This window comes from uncultured Fibrobacter sp. (assembly GCF_947305105.1).
Classification (GTDB): domain Bacteria; phylum Fibrobacterota; class Fibrobacteria; order Fibrobacterales; family Fibrobacteraceae; genus Fibrobacter.
In genome coordinates, this window is sequence record NZ_CAMZCS010000055.1 from 1 (window position 1) to 11239 (window position 11239).

Below are 11239 nucleotides of genomic sequence, written 5' to 3' on the forward strand. Positions count from 1 at the left end.
AGAAAATCCGCTACCGCTTCATGAACGACCAGACGAAGGCGCTCGAAGCCTTCAAGAAGCAGGACTTCAACGCCTATGCCATCTACACCAGCAGCATCTGGATGAAGCAGACCGACTTCGATGCCGTCAAGAAGGGCTGGGCCGTAAAGCAGAGAATCTTCAACAAGGAACCCATCGGTTTCCAGGGCATGGCCATCAACCTGCGCAAGCCGCAGTTCCAAGACGTTCGCGTGCGCCGCGCCTTGAGCATGCTCCTGAACCGCGAGGCCATGAACGAGAAGTACATGTTCGGCCAGTACTTCTTGCTGAACAGCTACTACCCCGACTTGTGGGAAGGCAACCAGAACCCGACCGCACCGCTCTACAAGTTCAATCCGGACAGCGCCCGTGCCCTCTTTGCCGAAGCGGGCTACAAGGTGAACGCTCAGGGCGTGCTCGAGAAAGACGGCAAGGCTTTCGCCATCAACTTCATCACGAGCCAGGAAGACCTGCGCCACCTCACGCTGTTCCAGGAAGACCTGAAGAAGGTCGGCGTGGTGGCGACTATCGAACAGATGAGCCAGAGCACCTTGCGCAAGCGTCTCGATGATGCTGACTTCGACCTCTACTGGGTGAACTGGGGTGCAGGCCGCCTCCGTGACCCCGAAGCGAGCTGGCATTCCGCCACCGCACTCCAGAAGGGTACGAATAACCTTGCCGGCGTTCAGGATAAAGTTGTCGATAGTCTCATCGACTTGCAGAAAACGGAATTTGACCTTGCCAAGCGCAACGAAATCCTGAAGGCTTTGGATAACCGCCTTGCCGAAATCGTGCCGTACGTGCTTATGTGGCAGTGCGACCACCACCGCATTTTGTACTGGAACCGTTACGGCATGCCCGAAAAGGTGCTGGACCATTTCAACCGCGAAGACGCCATTCCCGTATACTGGTGGCTCGACCCGGAAAAGTCCAAGAAACTTGATGCCGCGATGAAATCCGGCGAAAGCCTGCCGATCCCCGAATACGATGTGAAGTAGGCGCGAGGTCGGTCGCTACGCTCCCTTCGAGGCACGAGGTCGGCACTTCGTGCCTTTGAGGTGTGCGGTAAATAGAGGTTAGGGGTTAGGATCTAGGATCTAGGGAAAAATATCACGGCTTCGCCGTCTTATGTTGACGCACGAAGTGCGTGATTCTTTTCACTAGCCTCCCACCTAAAGGTGGCCATGCCCACATAAGTGCTAAAGCACTAAGTGGTCAAAGGTATTCTCTAGTCTCTCGAAGCCTCACAGCTCACCGCTCATACCTCACCGCTCGCGCCTCATCCCCCTAGATTCTAGCCTCTAGATCCTAGCCTCTTACCCCAAAAAAGTGTTGTACAAAATTAAACATGTGACGCCTGTCATTTTGTAATATTTTGGGCAGTTTTTGCACTTGCGCCCTATCACAGTGTAAAGAAAAAGAAACTCTCGATTGGAATATTTCCCCTTTTTGATAGTATCTTATATAGAGAAAATAATTGAGGCAGGGTATAAGGCATGAAAATAAAATCCATTTTTTTATTCATTTGGGGATTCCTTACGGCGGGATCCGTCTTTGCTCAGGGATTGGAAAACAATGCGGGCTTTGTAAATCTCTATGATGACAATAATGGTACAGCTTATATTTCGCAGGGAACAGACTCCTGTGGTAATAGTGCGATTCCTGCAACGGCTTACGTTTTTCCTCAGTTCGGTGGTGCGCTGTTCGGTGGCACGCAGTTTGGCGGCAGTAATATGGAAGGGGCAAGGTGTACTGGAGCGAGATTGAATACGCTCTCCCGTACAGCATTTGTTCTTGATTCTTTGATGAATGCGGATTGGCGCCCTGCGGGGGGTAACAGTTTTTGGGATCCGCTGAAGAGCGGAACGATTGTGTTCTTGAGTGATTTTGATTTTGGACAAATTGAAGTCGTTGGCGGAGATACGGTTTGCGCTGTCAACCACACTCCCCTTAAGTTCAAGCCGAATTACGGGGAAATTAGCGGAAACGGGTTTGACGTCAAGAATGTGTGCTATACAGAAATCATTGATTATTCGGTTGATCGCGTTCTCGATACAATTGGTTTTTTCAAGGAACTTGATTCGGTCAATGTCCATAATCTGGTTCTCAAAAATTTTCGTTTTACCATAAAGGGCCCCGATGCGGCTTCTTCCGTGACACCCAAGGCCTCCTATTTCGGGCCTGTTGGTGGTTTGGCGGGCGTAATGACGCGGTCTTTGTTATACGATGACACTTTGGACAATGTCCGAATCTCTGCCCCCATGGCTGGGGGCCTTGCCGGCTATTTGGAAAACAGCACCTTTTTACGGATTTTCAGTAACGACGACCTCATCATCTATAACGAGGTGGACCTGGGCGATGCGGATGACTATGCGGGAGGCAATCTTACGGGTTGGGGGAGCGGTTATCGTGCCTACCTAGGAGGCCTTGTTGCGTATGCCGTGAATCTTAACTTGCAAGATATCAATGTGATCTCCAGGGTCCAGAATCTGTCTGCCGACACGTCTACTGTTGTTGGGGGCCTAGTTGGCATGTATGTGCTTTCTCGGCGGAAAAATAACATCCCCGAAATCGACTCCATGAAAATTGAAAATGTGACAATGCTGAAAAAGCCTTTGAAAGATCGGGTTTATACCAAGATTTTCAGTGGAAAGACGATGGGCGGCCTCATAGGGGAGGTGGCGCCCTACATGAATCAGGCCGACGAAATTATGGATTTGTCAGTGAATAATGTCGCCTTTTATGGTTCTATTAACAGGTCGCAGGGCTCGGTAGTGCATTTGGGCGGCTTGATTGGCCGCAGTGCGCTTGATGGGGGTGCCAAATTCAAAATCAGCAACGTAGATGTGACTCCTAACATTAAGGACTCTCTGACGAAGGCGGATTTTTACGAGTACTATTCTGGCGGCTTGATTGGTGAACAAACTTGCGTATCGACCAAGAACGAAGTAACGAGCGAATCGTTTGTTTCTATTTCCAATTCCCAAACTAGCGGACCGCTCGTGCTGGTTAAAAAGCCGGATGTCGAGAACATAAGTGCCAACGTATTCATGGGTGGCTTTGCCGGTAGCGCTTGCCTTGCCCGTCATGCGGATGCCTTGGTGGATAATATCTCGTCGATGGAAATAAAAGTCGCTATAAGCGGCCTTCAAGGGCATACCGCCGGAGGCAGCGAAGTCGCTGCAATTGATTCTTTGATGGTGGGTGGCTTTGTCGGTAAGGCCGTGACTCGGCCCAATACGATTGGATCGTACACGGACGGAGATTCCGTCTTGACGGTGCGCAACGCCCTGTTCAATGGCCGTGTTTCGGTGACCGATAGCCTGAACATCGTCCGTATGGGTGGTATTTTCGGTTCGTTTGCCGATAATGCGGGCGTCCTCTATGTGGCCTTTGAAAATGTCCAGCTGGACAATCCGTCCTTGCTTGCCCTCAATGCCGGGGCGGATCCTGCATTCCCGGTAGAGGGTTCTGCTGTTGTGGGCGGGCTTTGCGGTTACTGCGTCATGCCGAACAAAGTGGACCATGTCGCGATTATCGGCGACTTCAACGTGGATGGGGATTTCTCCCAGGCCGACTCCCTGTATGTAGGTGGCGTATTCGGACGCTTGCTGAGCAGCAAGGGCTTTGCTATGGAGAATGTGTACCATATCGGCACAATCCATCCGATTCCTGGCAGGAACCTTACGAACGATGTTCACGAGGGTTACTTGGTCGGCCTGCTTACGCTGAACGGAACGAAGGTGTTCAGGAAAATTGTTTCCACGTACCATAATGGTGAGGATGCTCTTGATGCCTTTGGCAAGTTCGAGGGGGGCAATGCCAAATATTTGTCGTCGGCGCAGGGCGATGATTGGAGCCTAATCGAGAACGAGTGCAGTGGCAAGACCAAGTTGAACGGCAATGCCACGTGTTGGGATGTGCGTTACAATGTCCGTAATGGTGAGTCCGAGGCGGTTAACGAGAATTTCAACGGCACAAAGATTGTTGCTTCTATGAAGATGGATGAATTTGCTGACTTCCTGAACGAACCGTTTGCCGAGAATGGTGTTGAATATTGGGCCCGCAAGGATGGCTTGAACGATGACTTCCCGTACCTGCTTGCGAAGCCGATTGTCACCATTCTTCCGTCATCGTCTTCTATAGCCGTATCCAGTTCTTCTTCGGTCCCGGAAAGCTCCTGTTCGTTCTGGTTCCCGACATTCAGCTCGAGCTCGTTCCAGTTCCCGACATTCAGCTCGAGCTCGTTCCAGTTCCCGACATTCAGTTCCAGTTCTATCACATGGCCGTGGCTGCTCAGTTCTAGTTCGATTGAATTGCCTCCGCTTGTTAGTTCCAGTTCCTTGTTCTTCCCGCCCAGTTCTTCGGAGTTCGTGCCGGTTGTCTCCAGTTCTTCTGAGCTGCCGCTACCCGTGTCGTCATCTTCGTTCGAACTGCCCGTTTCTAGCAGTGCTTTGGTAATTATTCGTGTCCCGGCTCTCAAAATCGAGTCGCACAAGATAGAGTGGGCTGGCTCCATGGCGCGTCTCAAGTTTAACGCCAGTGTGGATTCCCTGGCCGGTAAGGTTGCGCTGTCGGTCCGCGTGTTGTCCGGTGCTTCTACCTTGGTCGATACGCTGTTGCTCGATTCCGTACCCGGTTCCGTGCGCGGTGCATCTGTGACCTTTGGTGTGAACCTCGGCGACTCGGTTGTCTATGAAATTGCCTTGCGTGGCGATTTGGATTCCGCCTTTGTTTATGGGGGCTCCTGGAATGAAACTCGTGTCCAGAGGAGCCACTGGCAGATGGTTTCGCTCGCCGATGTCGATCTTCGCAAGTTGCACTTGGACGAATACCATGTGCTCTATAGCTGGGACGAGGCTTTGGAGATGGGCGACTACTTGCAGTACCGTGCCTATTCCCGCTCCGATGAGGTCTCCGGGGTGACTGGGTACTGGTATGGTTCCTATGATGGAGTTCCCCTGAAACGCAAGGTTGCCAAGTATGTCGATAATGCTGAAATTGTCTGGAATGTCGACAGTATCAATAGTGGCTGGAACATGGTGGCCAACCCCTATAGTTGGAACGTTGACCTGTCTGCGATAGAGAATTCCGGTATTGAGATGTGGAGCTGGAACGTTGAGTCTGGCGAATACGAAATCCCGACGGAACTGCAGCCTTATGAGGCCATCTGGGTACAGGTGCATGGGTCGCAGACTATCCAGTTCCCCGCGACTCCGAAATTCGAGAAGGGGACAACGAAGTCCCTGGCGAAAGTTTCTGCGCTCAAGAAGTCGTCTGACGGTTGGACTATCCGTGCAATCTTGACCGATGACTATGGCAAGAAGGATTCCTGGAACCTGTTTGGTACGAGCAGCGAGGTATCCAAGAGTGACGAGCCGCCTTCTGGCATGGGAGATCATGTGTCGCTCTCGATTGTCGAGGAGGGCCGCGCACTTGCGAGGTCGTTCAGGCCTGCGGCAGAAGAAATGGAATGGACTCTCCAGTTGAGTGCGTCGAGTGAGAGAACTGCGTATCTTAAATTGGAGGGTCTTGCCGAAGCGAAGTCGACGGGCAACAAAGTGTTCGTGACGGTGGACGGCAAGACGGTCGAGGCGAAGGAAGGCAAGACGATTGCCGTAAAGGTCGGTATCCTCAAGAAGACGGCTGTCGTCCGTGTGGCCCCGCAAGCCAAGCCCGAGGTGGAATACGCTTTCAAGGATGTCCGTTTCTATCGTAGCGGTAGCGCCGTCAATGTCCAGTTCGTGGCAACAAATGGACTTGCAGGCCGGAACGCGAAGGTGGAACTCTTGGATATTTCCGGGAAGGTGATTGCATCGCTGTCGGCAGTCTCTGTGGATGGCAAGAACAGCGTGAAATTCCCGGCTCCAGAAGGGGGGCTCTATATCCTCAGAATCCGTTCCGGGAGCCAAAATTACGCCCAAAAAGTCGTCTTGCGCTAATTTTCCCCTCTCAAACGGCTGTTTTGTAAGATTGCTGTAGCAAAATTGTCCGATATTATATATTTTCTTTGCTATGAGGATATCTGCAGGATTGACATTGCGTATGGTCGCCATTTTTCTGATGGCGTCCTTTTCTGTTGCTTTTGCAGGCCCCGAAGTCCTCGCGCCGAAACCGCACTTTAATATTGAATACTACATATCGGATGGAGAGGTCGTTAGGACCTTCAATAAGAGTGGGTTGTCCATTTATTCCTTTATGCCCGTCGTGCGAGCGATAGATGCCGAAGATATGGATGTCATCCCGTACTTCAGCGTAGTGGACAGTAGCGGGTTAAATGCAATGGATCTGGATAGCATCGTTGTAAAGACCCCGACTCAGGTCTTGTTCTATGCGTATGATGATTGCAGAAGGAAGTTCTTTTTCCAAGATTTCGTGAAAGGCTTGCATGAGGATGCCGACATCCAGATGTATTACAGTGCGACGGTAGGCAAACCTATCTTGACAAATTTGAGAATCTCCAATGATGGCGCTTTACCCATAGAAGTCATGCTGTCGGCAATCAAAGTGGAATTGTTGCCGGGCGCTTCCGATTACGTGCCTTTCGTGACCGATGTCCGAGTGTATCCTAAATCCGAGGGTGACCAGTATCCCGATAGCCTGTATATGTTCTTCTCGATAGAGTATAACGGAAATAATTCCGATTTAAACCCTTCTTCTGCATCGTTGGCCGCATTGGAGGCGCTTCACTTTAAAAAGGTTATCCGCTCCGACACGGTTGATTTGAACGGGGTGCTCAAAAAAGCGTTGAAAATCCTTGATGATGATGACTCGATTGAACTGAGCTCAATCCTGTTCAAAATAGAATTCTTCGCTACATCGCGTAAACGCTTGCATTCGTTTGTTTTCACGAAGGATGTTGATAGTACTTTTTATGACGAATCGTGGGTGGATTCGATTGATGCCACTGCAGGAGATAGAGAATTCCCGAGAGTCTATCGCGTGGGGGCTTGTTTTGATGGTTGGTCTGTCGATAATCTTGACGCTGGCGTTCGGTTGTTTAGAAGTTCCGATTTCAACACGATGCTGCTCCATCGCGAAGACGAAGTCCTGTTCATGAAACCGAACTGGAGGTATAGCCCGGAATGCGCCGGAGTCGATGTGACACTTGATGCCGACCACGGAGGTGCGGAACTGTTCCAAGTGGTTTCTGGCGATACGATAGTCCACAGTTTCCGCGATGTGCTTAAGGTCCCTCGCAGTTCAAGTATGTTCACGTTCTTTGTGCGCACGGTTCCCGATTCCGCCTTTGTGCTTGATGGAATGATGTCGTACAAGACAATGTATAATACGCCTAAATTGACAAAGAACGGGAAGCGTACGGAAATTTCGGGCACACTATCGGATGGCGGTAAAATTTTTGTTGTGGGCCCGACTCAGTTAAAAGCTCGGTTTGTTCCTGGCCCTGATCCCGAACCGCTTATGGTCATTGTCGAATCCGGACTCGAAGTTTCGGGCAACGCGGCGCGGCTCCGCTATAGCACTGGGGAGATGAACATTTTCCGCAAGGTTGGTTTCCGCGTGACGGTCAAGGGGCCGGAAGGCTACATTGTGGATTCTCTGCTTGTGGATTTTGCGGAGGCGGTCGTGCTCGAAGGGGAATGGCGGCTTGTGCCGGCGCCTGTGGGCGAATACGTCGTCGAGGCGAAGGTGTTCCATGATTTGGATTCCGCCCGCTATGTCGATACCCTGCGTGTTGCGGGCGAGATGGCTATCGATACGGGCGCCTGGGCGATGGTTTCGCTCTCGGGCGTCGACATGGAAAAACTCAAATGGGATGACGACCAGTTGTTCTACCATTGGGATGAGTCTTACGGTGGAGCCGAGTTCCTGCAGTATCGCCGGCTGAAACGTGGGAGCAAGCCTTCGGCAGTTGACGGCTACTGGTATAACAGTCTGGAAGGCCGCGCGCTTTCGCTTGCCGGGGAAACTGCGGGCGAGGCTGCGTTTGCGTGGGAACTCGACAGCCTGAACAGTGGCTGGAACTTGGTGGCGAACCCGCACGGCTATTATGTGGACCTGCATGCCGATGTTGCCGGTGATTCCGTGCAGTTCTGGCGTTGGAACCCGAAAACCCGCGAATACGAAATCCCGACGGTCCTTGGCCCGTACGAAGCTGTATGGGCGAAGGTGGACAGGGCCATAACCTGGGCTCTGGATGGCGAACCCGTTTTCGACAGTTTGCTGTGGAATGGCCCTGCGATGACTCGCATGGCTCTTGCGAAAAAAGACGAGAACGATGGCTGGGAACTCCGGATTGTGCTCAAGGATAGGCAAGGGCACATGGATTCGTGGAATATTTTGGGGGCATCGGCCCGTGAATTTAGCCAAGAAGAACCGCCCTCCGCCATGGGCGACTATGTGAATCTGTCTGTGCTCGGGGAACGTGGCTTGCATTTGGCAAGGTCGGTGAAGCCTTTTGCGAAGGATGGCGCCTACGAATGGACGCTGGAACTGCAAGCCGGGAGCGAGCGTGATGCCTTTATCTCGGTCGAAGGGGTTGCGGCCCTGCGCTCAAGCGGCTTGCGCGTGTTCCTCACCGTTGACGGTAATACAGAAGAACTTTCGGACGGCGACAGTGTTGGGGTAAAGCTCCTTGCTCGCGCTAGAGAGGCGACGATTCGTGTGGCCTCCACTCCGAAGGTCCCGGTAACCTACTCTTTAAACAGTCTCAAGTTCCGTCAGTCCCCCGGCCAGTTGCATGTCGGTTTTGTCGCAAGTGCTGGCCTTGCCGGGAAACCTGCGAAAGTGGAACTCCTGGATTTGCAGGGGAGGGTGGTTTCCTCGGCCCTCTTCAATGCTCGGGATGGCTTCAATGACGCCAATCTCCGTGTTGCCCGTTCGGGAATCTTTATTGCCCGAGTGAAAGTCGGGGGGCAAAGTCTGGTTTCTAGGGTGGCAATCCGGTAATTTTTTGTTTTTTTCGCAAAAAAACGCAAGTGTTGCGTAATTTCCCCAGTCTAACATCATATTGTTAATGTGCGTAAATAATAGTATAGCCGAAACCCTCTATTATTACTAAATTTGCGCCCGTTATGACAAAGGCTAAATTCATCAAATTCATCATTGCGTCGTTGCTTGCCATCGCCGCCCTCTTCTTGCCCTACGAATCCCTCGGATTCGATGCCGCAAGCCCCATGGGAATCCTGAATCCGCTCGAAATTCGCGTCATTGGCGTTTTCGTCATGGCTGCCCTTTTCTGGATTCTGCAACCGTTCCCGATTTGGTCCACCTCGATGCTTGTCATCGTGCTCATGATTGTCACGATGTCGGATTCGGCTCTCGCCCCGTTCCGTGTGGACGGCGTGACGATGATTAGCCACAAGTCCGTCATGGCGACTTTTGCGAACCCGATTATCATGCTCTTCTTGGGCGGGTTCTTCCTCGCCGCTGCCGCGACCAAGTACAAGATGGACTTGAACCTGGCCCGCGTGCTCCTGAAGCCCTTCGGCAAGAACCCGAAGTTCGTGCTCCTCGGCCTCATGCTTATCACTGCCGTGTTCTCGATGTTCATGAGCAACACTGCCACCGCTGCCATGATGCTCGCCATCCTCGCTCCGGTGCTCAAGCTCTTCGACGAAGATGACCGTGGTAAGGCTGCCTTTGCTCTTGCCATTCCGCTCGGTGCCAACATCGGTGGTATGGGCACCCCGATCGGTACGCCTCCTAACGCTATCGCCCTTGGTGCCCTGAACGACGCTGTTGCCCGTGGCGACCTCGTTGCGAACCCCGTCTCCTTTGGCCAGTGGATGGCCTTCGGTATCCCGTACGTGATTATTTTGATGGTCATCGCTTGGCTCCTCCTCCTCAAGATTTATCCGATCAAGATGAAGGAAATGGTCCTCAACATTGAAGGTGCCGGCAAGTTCGACACGAGCCCCAAGGCCATCATCGTCTATATTACTTTCGTTGTGTGCGTGCTCCTGTGGGTGACCGGTAAGGGTGTCCATGGTATTAACGATAACGCAATCGCCATGATCCCGATGGCTGTCTTCGCCCTCACCGGCGTGATTACCAAGAAGGACTTGAACGCGATGAGCTGGGACGTGCTCTGGCTCGTGGCCGGTGGCTTCGCTCTCGGTGTTGGCCTCAATGCGACTGGCCTTGCTGCCCACCTTATCAAGACGATCCCGTTTGCTAGCTGGTCTCCGATTGCTTTGATGATCGGTTGCGGCATCATCTGCCTCTTCATGGCAAACTTCATGAGCCACACCTCTACGGCAACGCTTTTGGTCCCGATTCTCTGCGCTGTGGGTATTGCCTGCCAGGACAACCTCGTTGGCCTCGGTGGCGTGACTGCCCTCCTCGTGTCTGTCGCATTCGCCAGCTCTCTCGGTATGAGCCTCCCGATTTCTACGCCACCTAACGCCCTTGCCCACGCTACCGGTTACACCGACACGAACGGCATGGCAAAGACAGGTGTCGTGATGGGTCTTTCTGGCCTTGTCCTCTCCTGGGTGATGATGATCTTCCTCGCCAAGGTGAACTTCTTCGGTACGCCGGTTCCTAAGGCCGCCGAAGCCGCTCCGGTCGCTCCTGCTGCCGTAGAAAAGGTTGTCGATTCCGCCAAGGTCGAAGCTCCTGCCGCCGAAGTAGTTGTTGATTCTGCAAAGGTCGCTGAGCCTGCCGAAGCGGCCGCCGCTCCTGCGGAATCCACTCCGGCCGAACTCCAGACCAAGTAATAAGCTTGATTCCAAAAATAAAAGGGACGCTCAAACGAGCGTCCCTCTTTTTGTCAACAAGGAGGAAACCCAAAAGGCCCCAATGACCTAATGTGTTTGTCTCTCATATTTTCTCTTTCTTGGTGTAATAATATTATAACAAATAATGCGCAAGAAATCCAGCACTATTGTCGAATTCCGTATTCCAATTTGGAACACAATTGTTTTTGGGGAAATAAAAAAACGGCCTGCTTGCGCAAGCCGTTTTTGCAGTGGTCGATACAGAACTCGAATCTGTGACCTCTACCATGTCAAGGTAGCGCTCTAACCAACTGAGCTAATCGACCTCGGGGTAGGGCAATATTAGAAAAATGTTTGGGTTTTGTCAAGGGGTTTTTAGAGGTTATTGTCAAAAGGCGGGATTTGTTGCTTCTTTATATTATGCGGGAGGGGACGTTCAGGCTCGAGGCGCGAGCAATGAGCAGTGAGCAATGAGCAGTGAGGCTTCGAGAGACTAGAGAATACCTTTGACCACTTAGTGCTTTAGCACTTATGTGGGC

The 11239-nt window shown here is 52.1% G+C and carries 4 protein-coding genes and 1 tRNA gene; 4 read left to right on the forward strand and 1 reads right to left on the reverse strand.

Annotated elements, in window-relative coordinates; all coding sequences use genetic code 11:
- From Q0Y46_RS14425 to Q0Y46_RS14440, 4 genes are all read left to right on the forward strand, one after another.
- On the forward strand, positions 1-1016 hold a 1016-nt coding region (locus Q0Y46_RS14425; RefSeq protein ID WP_297948443.1), incomplete at its 5' end, for an ABC transporter substrate-binding protein.
- A 498-nt stretch (positions 1017-1514) separates the two neighbouring features.
- Positions 1515-5960, forward strand: a complete 4446-nt coding sequence (locus Q0Y46_RS14430) for a T9SS type A sorting domain-containing protein (protein WP_297948446.1) — start codon at positions 1515-1517, stop codon at positions 5958-5960.
- Positions 5961-6033: 73 nt separating this feature from the next.
- Positions 6034-8928 (forward strand): T9SS type A sorting domain-containing protein, encoded by a 2895-nt coding sequence (locus Q0Y46_RS14435; protein WP_297948448.1) that lies wholly within the window; start codon positions 6034-6036, stop codon positions 8926-8928.
- Between the two features lie 125 nt (positions 8929-9053).
- On the forward strand, positions 9054-10700 hold the full coding sequence (locus Q0Y46_RS14440; protein WP_295680367.1) for an SLC13 family permease: 1647 nt from the start codon (positions 9054-9056) through the stop codon (positions 10698-10700).
- Between the two features lie 252 nt (positions 10701-10952).
- Here the strand turns inward: Q0Y46_RS14440 and Q0Y46_RS14445 are convergent.
- Positions 10953-11026 (reverse strand) — tRNA-Val (locus tag Q0Y46_RS14445).
- Between the last annotated feature and the right edge of the window lie 213 nt (positions 11027-11239).

Bases quoted from the DNA above. Each gene is read 5' to 3' on its own strand.
- Q0Y46_RS14430 (WP_297948446.1), top strand. From the start codon at position 1,515: ATGAAAATAAAATCCATTTTTTTATTCATTTGGGGATTCCTTACGGCG.
- Q0Y46_RS14435 (WP_297948448.1), top strand. From the start codon at position 6,034: ATGAGGATATCTGCAGGATTGACATTGCGTATGGTCGCCATTTTTCTG.
- Q0Y46_RS14440 (WP_295680367.1), top strand. From the start codon at position 9,054: ATGACAAAGGCTAAATTCATCAAATTCATCATTGCGTCGTTGCTTGCC.